The sequence below is a fragment of the Cutibacterium granulosum genome (assembly GCF_900186975.1).
GTDB lineage: Bacteria > Actinomycetota > Actinomycetes > Propionibacteriales > Propionibacteriaceae > Cutibacterium > Cutibacterium granulosum.
Genome location: NZ_LT906441.1, coordinates 1,823,020 through 1,843,875 on the forward strand (window position 1 = coordinate 1,823,020; position 20,856 = coordinate 1,843,875).

At 64.6% G+C, this 20,856-nt stretch carries 17 protein-coding genes; 1 reads left to right on the forward strand and 16 read right to left on the reverse strand.

Annotation, left to right across the window (positions count from 1 at the left end; all coding sequences use genetic code 11):
- Positions 1-42: 42 nt before the first annotated feature.
- Together rpmB and CKV91_RS07815 are read right to left on the reverse strand one after the other, a co-directional pair.
- On the reverse strand, positions 43-228 hold the full coding sequence (gene rpmB / locus CKV91_RS07810; RefSeq protein ID WP_021104679.1) for a 50S ribosomal protein L28: 186 nt from the start codon (positions 226-228) through the stop codon (positions 43-45).
- Between the two features lie 232 nt (positions 229-460).
- Complete coding sequence (locus CKV91_RS07815; protein WP_036978524.1) at positions 461-2,152, reverse strand: ribonuclease J; 1,692 nt, start codon at positions 2,150-2,152, stop codon at positions 461-463.
- A gap of 209 nt (positions 2,153-2,361) precedes the next feature.
- On the opposite strand from CKV91_RS07815, the gene CKV91_RS07820 reads away from it, so the two are divergent.
- A complete protein-coding gene (locus tag CKV91_RS07820; protein ID WP_021104677.1) occupies positions 2,362-2,937 on the forward strand; it encodes a GNAT family N-acetyltransferase in 576 nt (191 codons plus the stop codon).
- Positions 2,938-3,152: 215 nt separating this feature from the next.
- Here the strand turns inward: CKV91_RS07820 and CKV91_RS07825 are convergent, their stop codons facing one another.
- The 14 genes from CKV91_RS07825 to infB form a co-directional block, all read right to left on the reverse strand.
- Positions 3,153-4,892: a pyruvate dehydrogenase gene (locus tag CKV91_RS07825; protein WP_021104676.1), complete on the reverse strand. Its 1,740-nt coding sequence runs from the start codon at positions 4,890-4,892 to the stop codon at positions 3,153-3,155.
- Between the two features lie 216 nt (positions 4,893-5,108).
- A complete protein-coding gene (locus tag CKV91_RS07830) occupies positions 5,109-5,540 on the reverse strand; it encodes a DUF2335 domain-containing protein (RefSeq protein ID WP_157738800.1) in 432 nt (143 codons plus the stop codon).
- Entirely contained in the window at positions 5,453-5,674 is a 222-nt protein-coding gene (locus tag CKV91_RS09500) for a hypothetical protein (RefSeq protein WP_021104674.1), read from the reverse strand. The genes CKV91_RS07830 and CKV91_RS09500 overlap by 88 nt, the downstream gene beginning before the upstream one ends.
- Before the next feature lie 82 nt (positions 5,675-5,756).
- Complete coding sequence (locus tag CKV91_RS07835) at positions 5,757-6,851, reverse strand: LmeA family phospholipid-binding protein (RefSeq protein ID WP_065860537.1); 1,095 nt, start codon at positions 6,849-6,851, stop codon at positions 5,757-5,759.
- On the reverse strand, positions 6,844-7,584 hold the full coding sequence (gene dapB, locus CKV91_RS07840; protein ID WP_065860536.1) for a 4-hydroxy-tetrahydrodipicolinate reductase: 741 nt from the start codon (positions 7,582-7,584) through the stop codon (positions 6,844-6,846). The genes CKV91_RS07835 and dapB overlap by 8 nt, the downstream gene beginning before the upstream one ends.
- Before the next feature lie 404 nt (positions 7,585-7,988).
- A complete protein-coding gene (locus tag CKV91_RS07845) occupies positions 7,989-10,193 on the reverse strand; it encodes a polyribonucleotide nucleotidyltransferase (protein ID WP_021104671.1) in 2,205 nt (734 codons plus the stop codon).
- 498 nt (positions 10,194-10,691) lie between these two features.
- Positions 10,692-10,955 carry a 30S ribosomal protein S15 gene (gene rpsO, locus CKV91_RS07850; protein WP_021104670.1) on the reverse strand — a complete coding sequence of 88 codons (264 nt, stop codon included), beginning with the start codon at positions 10,953-10,955 and terminating at the stop codon, positions 10,692-10,694.
- Between the two features lie 358 nt (positions 10,956-11,313).
- Complete coding sequence (locus tag CKV91_RS07855) at positions 11,314-12,246, reverse strand: bifunctional riboflavin kinase/FAD synthetase (protein ID WP_231933731.1); 933 nt, start codon at positions 12,244-12,246, stop codon at positions 11,314-11,316.
- A 111-nt stretch (positions 12,247-12,357) separates the two neighbouring features.
- The gene (locus CKV91_RS07860) at positions 12,358-13,365 is read right to left on the reverse strand and encodes a glycine betaine ABC transporter substrate-binding protein (RefSeq protein WP_021105592.1); all 1,008 of its coding nucleotides are present in this window, start codon (positions 13,363-13,365) and stop codon (positions 12,358-12,360) included.
- Positions 13,366-13,443: 78 nt separating this feature from the next.
- A complete protein-coding gene (locus tag CKV91_RS07865; RefSeq protein ID WP_021105593.1) occupies positions 13,444-14,310 on the reverse strand; it encodes an ABC transporter permease in 867 nt (288 codons plus the stop codon).
- Positions 14,311-14,315: 5 nt separating this feature from the next.
- Complete coding sequence (locus tag CKV91_RS07870) at positions 14,316-15,650, reverse strand: quaternary amine ABC transporter ATP-binding protein (protein WP_036957408.1); 1,335 nt, start codon at positions 15,648-15,650, stop codon at positions 14,316-14,318.
- Between the two features lie 329 nt (positions 15,651-15,979).
- Positions 15,980-16,867 carry a tRNA pseudouridine(55) synthase TruB gene (truB, locus tag CKV91_RS07875; protein ID WP_021105595.1) on the reverse strand — a complete coding sequence of 296 codons (888 nt, stop codon included), beginning with the start codon at positions 16,865-16,867 and terminating at the stop codon, positions 15,980-15,982.
- 115 nt (positions 16,868-16,982) lie between these two features.
- On the reverse strand, positions 16,983-17,414 hold the full coding sequence (gene rbfA / locus CKV91_RS07880; RefSeq protein WP_021105596.1) for a 30S ribosome-binding factor RbfA: 432 nt from the start codon (positions 17,412-17,414) through the stop codon (positions 16,983-16,985).
- Positions 17,415-17,739: 325 nt separating this feature from the next.
- Complete coding sequence (gene infB / locus CKV91_RS07885; RefSeq protein WP_021104664.1) at positions 17,740-20,736, reverse strand: translation initiation factor IF-2; 2,997 nt, start codon at positions 20,734-20,736, stop codon at positions 17,740-17,742.
- Positions 20,737-20,856 lie beyond the last annotated feature (120 nt).

Below are 20,856 nucleotides of genomic sequence, written 5' to 3' on the forward strand. Positions count from 1 at the left end.
TCGACTGAGGTACCGACCAGTGTTGATCGGTACCGGAAAAGGTCAGCGTCCGACAGTGCCGGACTTGAGGCACGAGGTGCAGACGTTCATCCGCTTGTGAGTGCCTTCAACCACAACGCGCACGCGCTGGATGTTCGGGTTCCACCGCCGGTTGGTCTTCTTCTTCGACCAGGGGACGTTGTGTCCGAAACCGGGGCGCTTGCCGCAGACGTCACAGACAGCAGCCACTGGGAGATCTCCTTGTTCGGGGTCGGCGTCACGCGGACGCCCACACAATCGATGGGTTCGAGGGTTCCTGGGGACCTCAAGGGTTTCCCTTGGGAACTGGACAAGCCTATATGGTCGAGCGACCAGAACCCAAATCCGATGAGATGGGCAGCTCCGGCAGCGATCGGACGATGTCCATCGTCACGCGCACAACCTGGGAGCGCCCGCACGCCCCCCAGAGCCGGAATCACCCTCACACGACGATGATGGCCGGCACGATCATGGGGCGACGTCGGTAGGTCTGCGCCACCCAGCGCCCGATGGTGCGTCGGGCGACCTGCTGGAGCTTGTGCTGGTCGCTCATACCGCCGCGCATCGCCGACTCCAGCTCGCTCACGAGCCGGTCGCGGATCTCGTCGTAGCCACGATCGTCCTCGGCGAATCCCTTGGCCTTGATGTCCGGCCCCGACACGATGCTCGCGCTCGTGGGGTTGATGGCGGCCGACACCGAGATGAACCCCTCCTCACCGAGGATCTTGCGATCGGCCAAGGCGTCGGGGGTGAGTTCGCTCACCCCAGTCCCCTCGACGAGGATGTAGGAGGCGTCCACCTTGCCAACGACGCTGGCCCGGCCGTCGTCCAGGTCGACGACACCCCCATCGGTGACGACGATGGCATCCTCGGGCTGCACACCGGTGGACACCGCGATACGGGAGTTCGCCGTGAGATGCCGGTACTCGCCGTGAATAGGCATGACGGCGCGCGGTCGCACAACATTGTAGGCGTAGAGCAGCTCGCCCTGGGCGGCGTGCCCGGAGACGTGAACCAGCGCATTGCCCTTGTGCACCACCGTGGCACCGTGACTCATGAGGCCGTTGATGACGCGGGTGACGGCGTTCTCGTTGCCGGGGATGAGCGAGCTCGCCATGAGCACGACGTCACCCTCCCCCACCGAGATGTCCCGGTGCTCACCGTGGGCGATGCGGGCCAGGGCCGACAGCGACTCGCCCTGGGAACCGGTGCAGATGATGGCGACCTTGTCGTCGGGATACTTGTCGAGATCACGCAATTCGATGAGTGAGTCGTCGGGCACCTTGAGGTAGCCCAGGTCGCGGGCGATCGCCATGTTGCGCACCATGGAACGCCCGACGTAGCAGATCTTGCGACCGTGCCGCACGGCGGCGTCGACCGCCTGCTGGACGCGGTGGACGTGCGAGGCGAAGGTGGCGACGATGAGTTTCTGGGTGGCCTGGTCGAAGGTCTGCTCGATGGCCGGGGCGAGGTCGCGCTCGGAACGCACGAATCCGGGCACCTCGGCGTTGGTGGAGTCGACCATGAAGACGTCGACACCCTCCTCACCGAGCCGGGCAAAGGCCCGCAGGTCGGTGATCCGCCCGTCGATAGGCAGCTGGTCCATCTTGAAGTCGCCGGTGTTGAGGATCGACCCGGCGTCGGTCTTGACGTAGACGGCCAGCGCGTCGGGGATGGAGTGGTTGACGGCGACGAACTCGACGTCGAACTCCTCGCCGATCTCGGCGGTGTCGCCCTCACGCACCACACGCAGGTCGTAGTTGCGGATGCGGTGCTCCTTGAGCTTGGCCTCCACCAAGGCAAGGGTGAGCTTGGATCCGTAGACCGGGATGTCCGGACGACGCTTGAGCAGGAACGGCACCGCACCGATGTGGTCCTCGTGGCCGTGGGTCAGCAACAGAGCCGTGACCCGCGACAGTTTGTCGTCGTCGAGGTAGTCCAAGTGCGGCAGGAGCAGATCGACGCCGGGATGGTCGTCCTCGGGGAACAGGACGCCACAGTCGATGAGCAGCAGTTCCCCGTTGATCTCGTAGCAGGACATGTTGCGGCCAACGTCGCCCAGCCCTCCCAACGGGATGATGCGTAGCACATTGGGCTTGAGGGCGGGTGGGGTCTTGAGTCCTTGAAACTGCACGAAATCAGCATAGCGGCAACGATGCGGCTGGGTGGTCAGCACAAGCCGCACGGCCCACCTGTTGCCCAGAACTCTCGGGAACTCTCCCGCGTCACCTCATCCGTCCCCACCGCAGGGGCAACCCCGCTGGCGAAGCGGCCTGGACCGTCCATTCGCATCATCGCCCTGGCCAAGCCCCCATGCGTCAGAAGACCTCGTAGGCTGGTGACATGGCTGACTCCCACACCTGCCCTGCCAACCCGGCACACACCGCCTCGGTGCGACTGGCCCTGCCCACCGAGGCGACGGCGATCGCCGAGATCCAGCAGCGCGCCTGGACCGACGACCCCGACCTGGCCGTCCTGACGAACGAGGTGAGCGGCACCGACGCCGCGACCGCGTGGTCGGAGGCGATCATGCGCCCACCGATGGCCGATTTCCGGGTGTTGGTGGCCGTGGAACCCGACGAGGACGGCGCGGCAGTGGTGCGCGGTTTCGCGGCAATCGGTCCAAGTGAGGATGCCGACGCCGAGCACACCGACGCGCTGGTCGCAGAGTTCGCCGTCGACCCCCGGCACCGTGGTCAGGGGCATGGGTCCAGGCTGCTCAACGCCGTCGTCGACACCCTGCGAGCCGACCGCTTCACCCGGGCGACGTGGTGGGTACGCGCTGGCGACGACGCCACCCGCCGATTCCTCACCGAAGCTGGCTGGGGTGCCGACGGCGCGCACCGCGAGACCGGCACCGAGGATGATCGGATACGCATCAAGGAGGTCCGGCTGCACACCGGGATCGGTACGGACTGAGAATCGCCACCGGCGGAACGCACCGCTGCCAGCTCGGACCTGCTCGCTGCAGACCTCTCACGGCGCGGGGATTCCGGACCGCGGGGCATCAGGGCCGCGCCGCCACACAGTAGTCTCTGCGTTCCCCATGTGACCGTGCCTGACATGACACGAGGGGCATCCCATGACGGGACGCCCCTCGCACAGCCGACTGGGCAGCCAGAACTGCCGGCAGATCAGAACCGCGGAATGTTGCGCATGTTCGAGGTGGCCATCGACACGGCCTCGCCAGCACCACGGTTGAGGACGACCTTGCTCATGGCGGTGGCGAAACCGATCATCTGCTCACCCTTGATCTCCGGGGGCAGCGACAGGGCATTGGGGTCGGTGAGCACCTCCACCAGCGCCGGTCCGTCGAACTCGAGGGCGTCGGTGAGGGCCTGACGCACCTGCTTGGGATCATCGACTCGCTGGGAGTGGAATCCGGCGGCCTCCGCGATTCCGGCGTAGTTGACGTCGTGGACGTCGGTGCCGAAGTCTGGCAGGCCGTTGACGAGCATCTCCAGCTTGACCATGCCGAGGGTCGAGTTGTTGAAGACGATGACCTTGACCGGCAGGTTGAGCATACGGGCAGTGACGAGCTCGCCGAGCAGCATGGACAGCCCGCCATCGCCGGAGACCGAGATCACCTGACGACCCGGGTGCGAGGCCTGGGCACCCAGGGCCATCGGCAAGGCGTTGGCCATCGACCCGTGCAGGAACGAGCCGATGAGACGGCGGGTACCCAGCGGATCGATGTATCGAGCGGTCCACACATTGCACATACCGGTGTCGGCGGTGAAGATCGCATCCTTGTCGGCCACCTCGTTGAGGATGTGGGCGACGTACTCGGGGTGGATCGGCTTCATCTTCTCGACGTTGCGCGTGTAGGAGCCGATCGGGGCCTTCATGATCTTGGCGTGGCGCTTGACCGTCTGCTTGAGGAACTTGTCGTCATGCTCCTTGAGTCGAGGCAGGATGGCCTCGATGAGGGCCTTGACGTCGGAGCAGACCGGGAAGGAGACGTCGGTGCGACGTCCGAGCTTCTCCGGGTTGTTCTCCACCTGGACGGTGAGGGTATCGGGCAGGAACTGGTTGTACGGGAAGTCGGTGCCCAGCAGGATGAGCACGTCGGCATCGTTCATGCCCTCGGCGGCGGCACCGTAGCCGAGCAGACCGGTCATGCCCACGTCGAACGGGTTGTCGTACTGGATGAAGTCCTTGCCACGCAGCGAGTGACCGATCGGGGCCTTGAGCTTGTCGGCCAGCGCCAGGACCTCGTCGTGGGCGCCCTCGACACCGGCGCCGGCGAAGATGGCAATCTTCCTGGCGTCGTTGAGGAGCTTGGTCAGCTGCTCGACGTCCTCTGGATTGGGGGTGAGGACGGGACGACGAAACGGCACGTAGAGCGGGGTCGGTGCGGTGGCCTTCTGATCGGTGATGTCACCGGGCAGGGTGACCACCGAGACGGACTTGTTGGCCATGGCGTGCCGGATGGCACTGTTGACGACACGCGGCGCCTGGTCGGCGGTGGAGATGAGCTCGCAGTAGTTCGAGCACTCCAGGAAGAGGCGATCCGGGTGGGTCTCCTGGAAGTAGTTCGCACCGATCTGGACGCTGGGAATGTGCGAGGCGATGGCCAGCACCGGAGCCTGGGAGCGCTGGGCGTCGTACAGACCATTGATGAGGTGGAGGTTGCCCGGGCCGCAGGAACCGGCGCACACGGCAAGCTCGCCAGTGAGCTGGGCCTCGGCGGCAGCGGCGAAGGCGGCTGCCTCCTCGTGGCGCACGTGCACCCAGTCGATACCGCCCTTGGCGGATCCACCGGTCTTGCGTACGGCGTCGACGACGGGATTGAGCGAGTCCCCGACGATGCCGTAGATACGGCGCACTCCCGCATCCAGCAGCTGGTTGACGAGTTGTTCGGCAACGTTCATGTAAGTCCTCCGGTGTAGCAGCGGCGATGAGATGGCCAGCACGACCCACGATCATGCTACGACACGTTTGGTGAAGTTTCTCACCTTTCGCGCCCCGCCAAGTCGCGCCACGTCAAGTATTGCGTTCCCCACGATGCCGCTCTCGCCGCACGGCTGCAGGTGGTACGAGGGATCCGTGTGACCAACACGGTTGGGTGTGCCGTTCGACGGCAGCTCCTAGTTGTCGTCACCGTCGTGCACAGCCTGGATGAGGCGGACGGCAGCTTCAGCGAGCGGAAGGACCGCACTCACACCGGCAACGGCCCAACGTCCCGTCACCACTGCGAAAATGACCAGCCCCAGACAGGTGACGGTGACGGCAGCGTGGGTCCAGATGCCAACCTGCGTCCCCAACCTCACCAGTCGCGTATTCTCTCTCTGGTACTCCGTGCGCGCTCTGGCGGCTTCGACCTCGGCCTCATGGGACTGCTCCGCCATGTGGAAGATGCGGTCAGCATAGCTTTCATCAAGATCGTTGTAGCCAGCCAGGATTTCAGGTGGCGGAAGCGGACCCTGGAAGCTCAGTGCTCGGACGAGGGTGGCGTCGTGGAGCTCTGGGACGGCATCTCGTCCATCGCTCGGTACAGGTGTTTGCCCGCCTGCTCCCAAGCCATCTGAGTGATCTGGTAGGCGCTGACCTCTTGCGGCTCTCGTTGACGACTCAGCGCGGCGGGGTCTGCGCGGGTGACCAGATGCGCCCCGCGAAACATCGCCTTCCTGAAACTCATCGCCATCGTGCTCATGATTCAACCCTACGTCATTTCTGTCTTTCACGATGCCTCGATTCCGTCGATCAGAACTGGCTATGCGTGGAGTTGCCGACGCTCAGCGAATCCTGAGATCGGCCAACCGCACATTGTCACCGGACATCTCGATGGTGAGGCCGTCCTCGTCGGCATGCAGGTCGGTGTAATCGACGCCATTCAGCTCGGGCAACGGAGCGCTCTGGGTCATCGAGTCCAACACGGAGTCCAGCAGGCTCTCGGGAATCGACAGGTTCGCCACCTTCGCGTGGGCATCGGTGAAGACCACCACCTGCCGCTGCGTGTCGATACCGGGCTGGGCGCTGACGACGACCGGAACGTCCACCCCCAGCACATTCATCTCACGGTGCAGTTCCACACGGCCCTGCTCGGCGAATCCCACATCGGACTGGGCAAGTCGGGACAGCTCGTCGTAGCCGATCCGACCAGACATCTCGACGTGTCCAGCGGTGGCATTGTCGTTGTCCCGGACATTGCGCAGGTCACGCGCATGAGCTGAGAGGTTGCTGAGGGAGAGGGTTTTGTCTCCCTCGGTCACAGTGGCCTGTGGCACGGTGATGTCAAGGGACGTGAGCGTATTGGTCACCATGACCGCCAGGAATGGCCATCCGCCGATACTCGTACTCACCTGGGAGGGGTCGATGTTGGCCTGGGTGGCAACCTCCTGGTTGATGCGCTGTTCGGTTCTGGCACGTGCCGTGGCGTCACCGATGACGAAACCAGCCACCACGACGATCACGACAAGGATGGCGATGAACCTGGGCAACCAGCGTCGGCGGCGCTTTCGTGGCGTGACCGGGGCCTGGGGCGCTGATGTGCGGGCATTCATCTGCGGTGCGGCCTCATGGGCTGCAGGGCTGAAATCGGGCATGGTGGGCTCCTGACCAAGGATCATGGTGGGGGTGTCGTCCCAGTACTCCTCACCGAACTGGTACCCACCGTCGCGCTGGTGGCCGCTGGCGTTGGAACGGTCATCACCACTGCCCCATGGCTGGCTCACCGGTATGTCGCGGTCCCAGCCCAGGGGCTGGGTGGGCGCGGTCGGGTCCCACGAGCTGGCCTGCTGCGTGGTGGCCGTGACATCGTCCTCAGCACCCCCCAGTGACCACGTGGGATCGTCGCCACCGAAACTGCTGGACCGGCTGTGATCAGTCAAGATGGAGAAGGTCCTCGATACCGATGGTCAGGCCGGGACGATCCTGCACGGCGCGCACCGCCACCAGGACACCGGGCATGAACGAGGCGCGATCCAACGAGTCATGGCGGATGGTGAGGGTCTCACCCTCCGATCCGAAGAGCACCTCCTGATGGGCCACCAGGCCGCGCAGCCGCACCCCGTGCACATGGATGCCGTCGATGTCGGCTCCGCGAGCTCCGGGCTCCTGCTGTGCGGTGGCGTCGGGAACCGGGCCCAATCCGGCATCGGCCCGGGCCTGGGCAATCTGGGCGGCGGTGGTGCGGGCGGTGCCGGAGGGGGCGTCCACCTTGTTGGGATGATGCAGCTCGACGATCTCGGCGGACTCGTAGAACCGTGCCGCCTGTTTGGCGAAGTGCATCATGAGAACAGCGCCGATGCCAAAGTTCGGTGCGACGACCGCACCGGTGTGTGGGTGCTCGGCCAGGTGGGCGCGCAACTGCCCGTAGCGTTCCTCGGTGAACCCGGTGGTGCCGACGACGACGTTGATGTCGTGGTCGATGGCCCAGGCAAGATTGTCCATGACGGCATCGGGCCTGGTGAAGTCGACGATGACGTCGGCTCCGGTCAGGGCGTCACGCGAGTCCCCGTCGTCGACTCCGCCGACGAACTCCATGTCGTCGGCATCCGTCACGGCCTGCACGACCTGCGAACCCATCCGTCCAGCAGATCCGAACACTCCAACCTTGATCATCTGGCAACCTTCCTCATGAACGACGATCGGTACCAAGACTACCCAGCTGGTGAGACACTTTCGATGCACCTTCCTCGTTCCTGCCCCACCACCAGCCTCTGGCACCCATGGCAGCGGGGCCCGGAAACCGCACCGAGGCTCTCGAGCGGAACTGCCGCGGGGCACTCGAGCGAAGGCATCCCGTGTCGCCGGTCCCCCACACGGCCGCAGGTCCCCACACACGGGGGCCAGGGATGGCGAAGGGGCCTGCGCCACTGCGCAGGCCCCAACCACAGCCACTCCGATCTGGCCCGCCATGAGTCATGGTCGAATGCGGCAGATCACTGGATCCATCACATCCGGCACCCGGAGCGCATCCGTGCTCTGAGGGGCAACAGACTCCGGCTGAACAATCGGCTCAGACGTCAGTCCTCGTCATCCTCGTCGTCATCGGAGGCGACGACGAGGGAGAGCTTGCCACGATCGTCGATCTCGGCGATCTCGACCTGCAGCTTCTGCCCCACCGAGACGACGTCATCGACGGCCTCGACACGCTTGCCATCGTTGAGCTCGCGCATCTTCGAGATGTGCAGCAGACCGTCCTTGCCGGGCAGCAACGAGATGAAGGCGCCGAAGCTCGTCGTCTTGACGACCGTGCCCAGGTAGCGCTCCCCCACCTCGGGCATCTGCGGGTTGGCGATGGCATTGATCGTCGAACGGGCTGCCTCGGCGGCATCACCGTTGTCGGCCCCGATGAAGATCGTGCCGTCGTCCTCGATGGAGATGTTGGCGCCGGTGTCCTCCTGGATCTGGTTGATCATCTTGCCCTTGGGGCCAATGACCTCGCCGATCTTGGCGACCGGGATGTGCACGGTGATGATACGCGGGGCGGTCGGGGCCATCTCGTCGGGCACGTCAATGACCTCGTTCATCACACCGAGGATCGTGGTACGAGCCTCCTTGGCCTGGCGCAGCGCCCCGGCCAGCACGTCGGCAGGGATGCCGTCGAGCTTGGTGTCCAGCTGCAGGGCGGTGACGAACTCGCTGGTGCCGGCCACCTTGAAGTCCATGTCACCCAGGGCGTCCTCGGCGCCGAGGATGTCGGTGAGGGCCAGGTACTTGGTCTCGCCGTTCTCGTCGGTCTCGCTCATGAGTCCCATGGCGATACCGGCCACCGAGGCACGCAGCGGCACACCGGCGTTGAGCAGGGCCAGGGTGGAGGCACACACCGAACCCATCGAGGTGGAGCCATTGGAACCGATGGCCTCCGAGACCTGACGGATTGCGTAGGGGAACTCCTCACGAGTGGGCAGCACCGGGATGAGGGCACGCTCGGCGAGGTTCCCGTGACCCACCTCGCGACGCTTCGGGGAGCCGACGCGGCCCGTCTCACCAGTGGAGTACGGCGGCATGTTGTAGTTGTGCATGTAGCGCCGGGTGGTCTGCGGCGAGAGGGTGTCGAGCTTCTGCTCCATGTCGAGCATGTTGAGCGTGCTGACGCCCAGAATCTGGGTCTCACCACGCTGGAACAGGGCCGATCCGTGCACCCGGGGGATGATTCCGGCGTCGGCGGACAGGGTACGGATGTCACGGGGGCCGCGACCGTCGATGCGCACCCCTTCGTCAAGGACGCGCTTGCGCACGATCTTCTTCATGAGGGCCTTGAAGGCACCGGAGATCTCGTTCTCACGCTCGGGGAACTTCTCGGCCAGCTCGGCCTTGATGCGAGCCTTGAGGGCGGACTCGGCGTCCTGGCGCTCCAGCTTGGCAGCGATCTGCTCGATGCGGGCCAGCTCGTCGGCACCGAGCTTCTCGACGGCAGCGTAGACGTCGTCCTCGTAGTCCTTGAAGATCGGGAAGTCGTAGGTCTCCTTGGGCAGCTTGGCTGCCAGGGCCAGCTGGGCATCGCAGAGCACCTTGATGAACGGCTTGGCGGCCTCCAGGCCGGTGGCGACGACCTCCTCGGTGGGGGCGGTACGTCCACCGCGCACCAGATCCCAGGTGGCGGGGGTGGACTCGGCCTCGACCATCATGATGGCGACGTCACCGTCGGCCAGCACACGCCCGGCGACCACCATGTCGAAGGTGGACTCCTTGCGCTGCTCGACGTTGGGGAAGCAGACCCACTGGTCGCCGATGAGGGCCATGCGCACGCCACCGATCGGGCCGGAGAACGGCAGACCGGCGATCTGGGTGGACATCGACGCGGCATTGATGGCGACGACGTCGTAGTAGACCTCGGGGTTGAGGGCCAGGACGGTGACGACGACCTGCACCTCGTTGCGCAGCCCCTTGACGAACGACGGGCGAATCGGCCGGTCGATGAGACGGCAGGCCAGGATGGCGTTCTCCGATGGGCGTCCCTCACGGCGGAAGAACGAGCCGGGAATGCGCCCGGCGGCGTACATGCGCTCCTCGACGTCAACCGTCAGCGGGAAGAAGTCGATGGAGTCGCGTGGGGTCTTGGCAGCCGTCGTCGTGGACAGCAACATGGTGTCGCCGTCCAGGTAGACGGCAGCCGAACCATCGGCCTGCTGAGCGAGCAGACCGGCTTCGAAACGGACGACGTGCTTGCCGAAAGCACCGTTGTCGATGATTGCCTCGGAGAACTCGAGACCGGGTCCCTCCATGGGGTGTTCCTTTCAGGTGGGATGAAACCGCCACCCTGCGGCGCCTTGTGCACCGCCCGGCACTCGCGCCGGTCTTCGATCGAAGTCATCGGGGCCTGAGCCCGGTGACCACTACCGAGGACCGAGACGTGCGTCCGGCGGGTGAGCGGTCAATGAGCAGTGTGCATGTGCACACCAGTTGTGATTCAAGCCTACGGTACCGAGCGTGAATAGCGAAACGGCTACGGGGCGCGCAGCAATGCTCTGCGAGGCAGCAAGGACCCCACCCGGGCATCGGGATTCTCGGGGCCTTGATTCTCGCCGAGGGATTCACCGTTTTTCTCGTTCCCCATGTCTTCTTCGTGTTCCTCGGGGGCAATACATTCCAGTACTTCCCCGAGAAAAGCCGCAGTTCCCCCGAGAAACGCCGCAGGGGCCGCTCCATGAAGGAGCGGCCCCTGCGAGCAAAGAATCCGATCCCGGCTCGACCGGCAGGGCCGAAGCAGGATGCATGTTAGCTCAGCGGCGCAGGCCCAGACGGGCGATGAGTTCACGGTAGTGCTCGATATCGTTCTTGGCGACGTAGTTGAGCAGGCGGCGACGCTGGCCGACCATGAGCATGAGGCCACGACGGGAGTGGTGGTCCTGCTTGTGCGACTTGAGGTGCTCGGTGAGCTCGGCGATGCGGCGCGTCAGCAGCGCGATCTGGACGTCCGGGGAACCAGTGTCGCCGGGGTGAGTCGCGTATTCCTCGATGATGTGCTTCTTCGTGGCAGCATCCATGTCTGATACTCCCTTTCCATCCGTTGCGCGGCGTTCCCGATGCTCGGTGTGCAGGGAACTCTTGTGAGACCGCGGCCGTTCTGACGGCAACTGAATAAGAGTATCAGCTCTTGCTCACCAAGCGCGAATTCGCGTGTGCCGAGCAGCAGCCAAGCGCCTCATGCAGAGAGTGTGCCCAGCCTGGTGTATCCGGTCCGACGAAGGTTCCGGCCAGATCACCTGGGCCGCACCACGGATCGGAAACGAACCGCGAATGAATGGCCGTTCGGCACGTGGCCAGCGGCAACATGGCCTACTGGGTAGCCGCGCGGCGTTCGCACCCCGTACCGGTCCATTGGCTGCCGGCGTGATGCCCGCCTCAGGCCAGGATCTTGCGGGCCGCGTCGACGTCGTCGGTCATCTGCGCGATCAGCGGCTCGACGCCGTCGAACTTGACCTGCCCACGCAGGTGCTCGGCAAAGGTGACCGTGACGTCGACCCCGTAGAGTTCGAGATCATCGCGATCGATGACGTAGGTCTCGACTCGGCGCTCGAGACCGTCGAAGGTCGGGTTGGTCCCCACCGATATCGCAGCGGGAAGTCGGCGACCGGCGTCCGGACCACTACTGGGTTCCAACCATCCGGCGTACACCCCGTCGGCAGGAACGGCACGTCCTTCCGGCAGGACGAGGTTGGCCGTCGGAAATCCCAGTTCGCGTCCGCGCTGGTCCCCCATGACGACGACACCGCCGACCTCGAAGGAGCGCCCGAGCAGCTTGGCGGCCTCAGCGACATCACCGGCTGCCACCATCTCGCGAACCCGGGTCGACGACACCGTGACACCGGACATGGCGACGAGATCCATGGCATGAACCTCGAAGCGGCCATGGCCAATCTCGGATAGGGCCTGCGGGGTGCCCACGGCGTGACGCCCGAAGCGGAAGTTCTGGCCCACCAGGACGTGCTCGGGCTGCAGAGGGGTGATCATCCGCTCGACGAAGTCCGCCGGGGACCACTTCGCGATCTCCGGGGTGAAATTGACCACGCGCACCTCGCTGGCACCGGCCTCCGTCAGCCAGTCAATGCGTCGTTCCAACGGGCACAGCAGGGCTGGGGCCTGGTCAGGGGCCAGGACGGTCAGTGGATGGGGCCAGAAGGTGACGACGACGACATGACCGTCCGGATCAAGCTTCTTGGCTTGCTGGACGAGGGCCTGGTGGCCACGGTGCACACCATCAAAGTTTCCGATGACGACGGTTGGCGATTCTTCGGGAACAGACACGCCCGTCATTCTATGGTGACAACCGCCCATGACCCGAATTCGACGATCATCACTGAACGTCGTCCCCCGTGAAATTGGCAGGCACCTCACCGCGTCGGACGCGAACCGGGCCGCCCACCTTGGGGCGGCCCGTCCTGTCGATCATTTCTCGGTGAGTTCACCGGACTTGAGCTTGTCGACCCACGCCTCGTTGTGCGAGGTCCACTCCGCCACGGCCTTCTCCTGGTTCTTGCCACCGTACTTGTCCGCGGAGAACATGGTGTCCTCAAGATCGGAAAGCGTCTTGTCGTCGAAAGCCATGTTGCGCATCAGCTGAGCGGCCTTCGGGAAGTCCTTCTCGAAGCCCGGACGAGCGAAGCTGTAGATCACCTCGGCGTCACCCATGGCGTTCTTGGGGTCCTCGAGGTCGCGGACCGGGAAGGCGCCGTAGGCCCAGTGCGGACGCCACAGCGTCACCGCGATGTCACGGTTGGCGGCAGTGGCCTTCTTCAGCTGGGACAACATCGCCGGTGTCGACGAGATCTTGAAGTTGAGGTTCTTCAAACCGTACTTCGGAATTGCAGACTGCTGGGTCACCTTGGTCAGTCCAGCACCCGCCTCAATGCCATAGAGGGTGTTGCCATAGTCGTCGCCCATCGACTTCAGGTCGCCGATGGTCTTCGCCTTGGAGTCCTTGTTGACGGCGATGGTGAGTTTGGCGTTGTCGTACCAACAGCCAAGGTTCTCCATCTTGTCGCCGTAGCGCTTGACGTAGTCGGCGTGGGTCAGGGGAAGCCAACCGTCGGTGATGAGGTCGATGTCCCCGGCGACAAGTCCAGCATAGCCTGGGCCGGCGTCGAAGCCCTTGATCGTCACCTTGTAACCGTCCTTCTCCAGGACGTTCTTCATGATCCCGGCGGTGGCGAAGGACTCATCCCAGCCGTTGAAGGCGCCAATCGTGATGTTCTTCTTGCCATCGGCCTTCATGGACGTCGTGTCCTTCGACCCCTCGCCCGGGGTGCAGTCGGCCCACTTCGTGTTGACGTTGTTGGGACTCGTGTCAGAGCTGCCGGACTCTCCGTTTCCACTGTTGGAGGCATCGCAACCGGACAGGGCCAGGGCCCCCATCGCCAGGATGGAGGTCACGGCGATGACCTTGCGTCGAATCATACCTGTGCTCATCATTGTTACCTCGTGTTCGTGTTCTGCATGGGACTCGGTCGTCCTCCTGCGTTCAGCTGTTTGTCATCAGTTGGCACGCTGCGCCCGGGCGAGCGAGGTGCGATTGGCCAGTCCGTTGGTGATGCGGTCCAGGTAGACGGCCACGATCACCACTGCCAGTCCAGCCTCCATGCCCAGACCGATGTCGACCTGGGACAGGGCCGCGACGACATCACCACCGAGACCACCGGCGCCGACCATGCCCGACAGCACGACCATGGACAGGGCCAGCATGATGACCTGGTTGACGCCGGCCATCACCGTCGGCATGGCCAACGGCATCTGGATGCGCCACAGGATGTGATGCGGACTGGCACCGAAGGCTGCGCCGGCCTCCACCGTCTCGGTGTCGACGCCGCGGATGCCCAACTCGGTGAATCGCACGCCAGGCGGCAGGGCGAAGATGATCGTCGCAATGGCACCGGGAACCTGGCCGATGCCGAAGAGGACGATGACCGGGACCAGGTACGCCAGCGAGGGCATCGTCTGCATGAAGTCGAGAATCGGCTTGATGATGGCCGAGAACCGTTTCGACTTGGCAGCCCAGATCCCCAGCGGAATCGCCAGGATGAGGGCCAGGATCACGGCCACCACGACCAGGGACAGGGTGTGCATGGTGTTGTTCCACTGATCCATGGCCCGGACCAGGTAGAAGCCGATGAGCGCGAAAAGGCCCACCTTCCAGTTGGCGCAGGCCCAGCCGATGGCGGCGAGGATCACCATCATGACCAGGTACAGCGGCTTGGACAGGACGAGGTTGAGCCCGTCGTACATGCCACCGATGACGACATTGGTGAAGGTGATGAGCCAGTCGAAGGCGTGCTGGAACCAGTCGAAGAAGGTTTCGATCCAGCTTCCCAACGGAATACGGGGGTTGGCGAAATTGAAGCTCATCTCGATCAGGCCTCCTTCTCGATGGTCGGGGTGGCAGCGGTCGTCGTCTGGTCAACTGGCGAGAGACCGACGGGGTCTCCGGCGTCCTTGATGACGGGCAACTTCCCGGTGTCCTCCAAGGACCTCACCGATCCGTCGGACGCGTTGTCCTGGGACCTTGACATGGAGTCGAGCAGGGCGATTCGGGAAATGACTCCCATGAGGTGGAAGTCCTCGTCGACGACGGCCAAGGGCACTCGTGCGTCCTTCGACGGGGCGAACAACTCCGACAGCGGGGTGTCCGTGCGCACGGTGAGGATGCCGCCGGTCTCGACGGCCGCCGCAATGCTGCGATCCCCACGACGGGCCACCTCGGTGACTTCCTGGTCACCGACCATGCCGAGCAGACGACGGTGCTCGTCGACGACGAAGACGCCCACCCAGTCGTGTTGATCCATGATGCGCTGGACACGTCGGGGGTCCGCCGACCCGGAGACGACAGCCTCGGTGGGGCGCATGACCGCCGATGCCGTGAGCACTCGGCTACGGTCGACGTCCTGGACGAAATCCGCAACGTAGTCGTCGGCCGGCTGGGTGAGGATCTCGTCGGAGGTGCCGATCTGGGCGATTCGACCGTTGCGCATGACCGCGATGTGATCGCCCAGGTACATGGCCTCGTTGAGGTCGTGGGTGATGAAGATGATCGTCTTGTTGAGGGTGCTCTGCAGCTCGAGGAGCTGGTCCTGCATCTCGCGGCGGATGAGCGGGTCAAGGGCCGAGAAGGCCTCGTCCATGAGCAGGATGTCGGTCTCCGCGGCGAGGGCACGGGCCAGACCGACTCGCTGTTGCATACCGCCGGACAGCTGATGGGGGTACTTGTCACCCCATCCCTTGAGGCCCACGGTGTGCAGCCATTCATTGGCCTTCTCGAGTCGGTCCTTCGACTTGAGCTTGCCCTGCAGCTTCAGACCGTAGGCCGCATTCTCACGCACGGTGAGGTGAGGAAGCAGTGCGAAGTGCTGGAAGACCATGGACACATGGTCCCGGCGCAACTCGCGCAACTGGGCGTCATTCATGTCGGAGACGACCTTGCCGGCGACCTCGACGGTGCCCTCGGAGGGGGCCCACAGCCCATTGATCATCCGGATGAGGGTGGACTTCCCGGAACCTGACAGGCCCATGACGACGAAGGTCTCTGCCTTGGCGACCTCGAAGCTGACGTCGATGACAGCCGCCGTGCCAAGAGGGGCCAGATCTTCCCGAGACTCCCCTGCCTTGAGTCTTTCGATCACTTCTCGTTCGTGTTTACCGAAAACCTTGTACAGATGGGAAGCTCGAACCAAATCCACGTCGTACGGCAACCTTTCACATGGGCTATGGGGTCAAGGAGGGGCAGTTGGAAGCAACTCATGCGGATCACGAGGACACCACGACTTCGCGTCACGGGCGGTGGGCCGCAAAAAATCACGCCAAGCCCAGAGCAAAGTACCTTTTGAAGGTATCATGATGTATTTGCACCTGCAACCAGAAGGAATTGTCGCCGATCTGAATCAATTTCGGCGAATACTCAGAAATTGCTCTGCGTCAGCTGCACAGGTGCCGAATGGTACAAAGCCGTGTGGGACGCCTCACCTGCCGATGGCAGCCGGATTGCATCCTGACGGCCCCAAACGCACTTGCGTGCGTGCGGTCAGACCAGCACGCAGATCGCGCGGCTCTGCCCCCTTCTCTCGCCATCTGGTCGGTAGAGAGCCAGCATCTCTCCGGTTCCGGCGATCATCGCAGTGACGTCGGCGGGGACGATCATGTCCACACGCCGTCCGACTCGGATGGCAGCCTCCTGGTCATCGGTGACCTCGACGACCGGGAAACTCAGCCTGGCAGCCTCGGCCATCGTCATTGGGGCCGGGGCGTCGGCATCATCGGCAAAGATGTCGGGACACGCCGCAGAGAGGTCGAAAGGTCCGATCCGGGTGCGCCGCAGCGCCGTGAGGTGACCTCCGACTCCCAGATCGGCGCCCACGTCACGGGCCAGGGCCCGCACATAGGTGCCGGAGGAACAGGTGACCTCGACGTCGACGTCGATCATCTCGTCATGGCGTCGTGTCTCGGTGGCATCGAAGCGGGAGACGGTCACCGCGCGGGGTTGCAGGACGACGTCCTCCCCGGCTCGCACCTTGGCGTAGGCACGTTGACCGTTGATCTTGATTGCGCTGACGGCGGTCGGAACCTGCTGGATCTCACCGGTCTGGCGTGCCATCGCAGCGAGGATCGCCGCGTCGTCGATCCCGGATGCGTCGGTGGTGCCGGTGACATCCCCCTCGGCGTCGTCGGTGACGGTGCTCTCCCCCAGCCTCATCGTGGCGGTGTAGTCCTTGTCGCGCAGGGACAGATGGCCAAGGATTCGGGTGGCGCGATTGACCCCGATGACCAGAACCCCGGTGGCCATCGGGTCCAGGGTTCCGGCATGTCCGACCTTGCGGGTGCCCATGAGGCGACGCACTCGCCCCACCACCTGGTGGGAGGTGACACCGGCAGGTTTGTCGACGACGAGGATGCCAGACTGGAGAGTATTCATCGAAGCCAGTATCCCGGTTCGGGAGGGGCTTCAACAAGCTGGCCTGTCTCAAGTCACGCGGTGATCTCGGGCTGATTGCCCCGGGGCCACCGACGTCATGTCGGCAGCTGGCGCGTCACTCCTCCTCGTCACGGTGACGGTAGGGATCGGTCTCGCCGGCAGGCGTGGCCCCCGCTGAGCGGCGTGCGATCTCGGCATCAGAGGCAGCAGCCCGGGCCAGAGCGTCCTCGATGGACTTGACGGTCTCCGGGGTGGCGTCACGCACGAAGGTCAGGGTGGGGGCATAGCGCAGGCCGAGCCGCTTGCCGACGGTGGAGCGCAGCATTCCCTTGGCCGATTCCAGGGCGACAGCCGTGTCGGCGATCTCCTTGTCGCTGCCCATGGCAGTCCAGAACAGGGTGGCGTCACGGGAATCCCCGGTCAGACGCACATCGGTGATCGTCACGAAGCCGAGCCGGGGATCCTTGACGCGGCGCTCCAGGGTCGCGGCAACCACAACCCGGATCTGATCGGCCAACTTGGCGACACGTGGATTCGGTGTGTTCATGATCTCTCCTCATTGACCGCAACGGGGGGGGTGAACGGCTTGTCCATCTTGCCACACCCGCGGCATGTCCCGATCATTCAGCGCGATCGACCACCACACCGACCCTCATATCAGGAGCAGCTCGCCGCGATGTCGAGGCTCCCAGTCCCATGGTGCTCAGGCTCCATACACCACGCAGGTTTCCCGGCGGGCGTCCCTTCTTGGTAGTCGTGGAAATGCCAAGACAGTCGAGGAACCGCCATGGTGCATGGACGGTGAAGGCATGGTGATGTGGCGAGAGGCCGCCCAATCCTCGGATCGGACGGCCCCGTCATGATCACTGGACTCAGTCGCGAGCGATCTCGACCATCTCGTAGCACTGGATCTCGTCACCCACGTGCAGGTCGGAGAAGTTCGTCAGTGTGGCACCACACTCGTACCCCTCGCGGACCTCCGTGACGGCATCCTTCTCACGCTGCAAGGTGTTGATCTCCGTCTCCTTGACCACCGTGCCGTCGCGCACCAGACGTGCCTTGGCGTGGCGCTTGATGACACCGTCGGAGACCATACAACCGGCGATCGTCCCGACCTTCGACGACTTGAAGATCTGGCGAATCTCGGCCGTACCCATCGCCTTCTCCTCGTAGATCGGCTTGAGCATGCCCTTGAGGGCCGCCTCGATCTCGTTGATCGCGTCGTAGATGACCGAGTAGTACCGGATGTCGACGTTCTCCTCATCGGCCATGCGCTGGGCATGGGCCGTCGGGCGCACGTTGAAGCCGATGATGACGGCGTTGGAGGCCGATGCCAAGGAGACGTTCGTCTCGGTGATGGCACCCACACCGCGGTCGATGACACGCAGGCTGACCTCGTCGCCGACGTCGATCTTGACCAGTGCGTCCTCCAGCGCCTCGACGGAACCGGCACCGTCACCCTTGAGGATGAGCAACAGTTCCTCGGTCTCGCCCTTCTTGAGCTGGTTGAACAGGTCGTCCAAGGTCTTCGGGCGCGACATACGGGCCTGCTGGGCGGCACGCATTCGGCCAGCACGTTTCTCGGCGATCTGACGAGCCATCCGGTCGTCGTCGACGACGAGGAAGTTGTCGCCGGCACCGGGCACCGAGGTGAGACCGAGCACCTGCACCGGGGTGGAGGGAGCGGCCTCGTCCACGTTGCTGCCCTGGTCGTCGATGAGGGCACGCACACGTCCATAGGACGAACCGGCCACGATCGAGTCACCGATCCGCAAGGTTCCGCGCTGGATGAGTGCCGTCGCCACCGGGCCACGGCCCTTGTCCAGGTGAGCCTCGATGGCCACGCCCTGGGCCGGCATGTCCGGATTGGCACGCAGATCGAGAGCAGCATCGGCCGTGAGGACGATGGCCTCCAACAACTCGTCGAGACCGGTGCCCTGCTTGGCGGAGACGTCGACGAACATGGTCTCGCCGCCGTACTCCTCAGGCACCAGACCGTACTCGGTGAGCTGACCACGCACCCGGTTCGGATCGGCCTCGGGCTTGTCGATCTTGTTGACGGCCACCACGATCGGCACATCGGCCGCCTTGGCATGGTTGAGTGCCTCGATCGTCTGGGGCATGACGCCGTCATCGGCCGCGACCACCAGCACCGCGATGTCGGTGGACTTGGCACCGCGGGCACGCATGGCCGTGAACGCCTCGTGACCAGGGGTGTCGATGAAGGTGATGGCACGGGTCTGACCGTCCACCTCGGTGTCCACCTGGTAGGCACCAATGGTCTGGGTGATACCGCCAGCCTCACGCTCCACCACATGGGTGTCGCGGAAGGCATCGAGCAGCTTGGTCTTGCCGTGGTCGACGTGGCCCATGACGGTGACGACCGGCGGACGTGCTGCAAGGTCCTCCTCGCTGCCGATGTTCTCACCGAACTCGAGGTCGAAGGACTCGAGCAGCTCACGATCCTCGTCCTCCGGGGAGACGACGACGATGTTGTAGTCGAGCTCGGCGCCCAGGACCTCAAGGGTCTCATCGGGCACCGACTGAGTGGCCGTCACCATCTCGCCGAGGTTGAACAGCACCTGCACCAGCTGTGCGGCATCGGTGTTGATCTTCTCGGCAAGGTCGGACAGCGAGGCACCACGACGCAGGCGCACCGTCTGGCCATCACCCTTGCGGATACGCACACCGCCAACCAGCGGTGCCTTGATCTCGTCGAACTCCTGCCTGCGCTGCTTGCGAGACTTGCGACCGCGACGCGAATTGCCGCGTCCGAAGGCGCCCTGGGTACCACGACGACCACCGCGGCCACCCATGGGACGGCCACCGAAACCGCCGCCGAAGCCACCTGGGCGAGAGCCACCACGACCACGACCGCGACCACCGCCACGGCTCGGGGCATTCTGGCCGAGCTGTTTGGACTGATGCTTGGGCATCATGGCCGGGTTGGGGCGCGGCATGCCAGAGCCGCCGCCCGGGCGTGGCATCCGATCGCCGCCCGACCGCGATCCACCGCGGCCGGATCCGGAACGACCTTGACCACCGTCGGAACGATGACGCTGCTGACCCATTCCCTGGCTGGAGGCGAACGGATTGTTGCCCGGGCGGGGAGCACCGGAGCGCCGACCGCCCTTGGCGTGTCCACCGGGGCCGGGGCGTCCGTTGGAGGGACGAGGACCGGGCTTGGGCCCGGAGCGTCCTGCCGATGATGGCCGCGGACCGGGAACCGGACGTGGCCCGGGCTTGACCGACGACAGAGTTGGCCTTCCAGCACCCTCCGACGTGGGCCTCCTGCCATCGGACTTCGTGTTCTCGCCGCGGGAGGCCTTGCCGGTCTGCGATGCCTTACCGGGTTTCGGAGTCGGCTTGGGCCCCGGCCTTGCACTGGGCCTGGGCTCAGCAGCAGGTTTGTCCTGCGACGTGGTGGGCTTGGCCTTCATGAGGCCGGGACGTGGTGTCGCAGACGTCCGGGCCGCCGCCGACGATGCCGTCGAAGGGGCAGTACGTGCCCCGGGACGCACACTGCGTGGAGTCGGGTGCGGAACTGGTTTGGCAGCACCGGACTTGCCAGCATCCTGTTTCCCGGTTGCGGACTTCGCACCGCCCTTGTCGGAATGGGGACGGCTCGGCTTGGCATCCTTCTTGACCGACGCACCGGGTTTGGGGGCCGGTTTGCCGGGCTTGGGTGTTTTCGCCGCCGGGGCGTCGGAATTCTTGGTCACGTAGTCGGAGACCCGGCGCACCACCGGAGTCTCCAAGGTGGAGGACGCAGACTTGACGTACTCTCCCATGTCGTTCAGCTTCCCCAGAAGCTGCTTGCTTGTCAGTCCGAGCTCCTTGGCGAGCTCATAAACGCGGACCTTGGCCACTACTCTCCTTCGGGCCTGGTCCGGTCAGGACTCAGGCCAACTGCTTGACGTGGATACTCATTGTCGCGAACTCATCGAGTGGTCATGAGCGTGTGCCCACTTTCTCTCAAGCCCAGCAGA

Coding starts and splice junctions, on each gene's coding strand:
- CKV91_RS07820 (WP_021104677.1), top strand. CDS start 2,362: ATGGCTGACTCCCACACCTGCCCTGCCAACCCGGCACACACCGCCTCG.
- CKV91_RS07825 (WP_021104676.1), bottom strand. CDS start 4,892: ATGAACGTTGCCGAACAACTCGTCAACCAGCTGCTGGATGCGGGAGTG.
- CKV91_RS09500 (WP_021104674.1), bottom strand. CDS start 5,674: ATGAGCACGATGGCGATGAGTTTCAGGAAGGCGATGTTTCGCGGGGCG.
- dapB (WP_065860536.1), bottom strand. CDS start 7,584: ATGATCAAGGTTGGAGTGTTCGGATCTGCTGGACGGATGGGTTCGCAG.
- CKV91_RS07845 (WP_021104671.1), bottom strand. CDS start 10,193: ATGGAGGGACCCGGTCTCGAGTTCTCCGAGGCAATCATCGACAACGGT.
- rpsO (WP_021104670.1), bottom strand. CDS start 10,955: ATGGATGCTGCCACGAAGAAGCACATCATCGAGGAATACGCGACTCAC.
- CKV91_RS07855 (WP_231933731.1), bottom strand. CDS start 12,246: ATGGGCGGTTGTCACCATAGAATGACGGGCGTGTCTGTTCCCGAAGAA.
- CKV91_RS07860 (WP_021105592.1), bottom strand. CDS start 13,365: ATGATTCGACGCAAGGTCATCGCCGTGACCTCCATCCTGGCGATGGGG.
- CKV91_RS07865 (WP_021105593.1), bottom strand. CDS start 14,310: ATGAGCTTCAATTTCGCCAACCCCCGTATTCCGTTGGGAAGCTGGATC.
- truB (WP_021105595.1), bottom strand. CDS start 16,867: ATGAATACTCTCCAGTCTGGCATCCTCGTCGTCGACAAACCTGCCGGT.
- rbfA (WP_021105596.1), bottom strand. CDS start 17,414: ATGAACACACCGAATCCACGTGTCGCCAAGTTGGCCGATCAGATCCGG.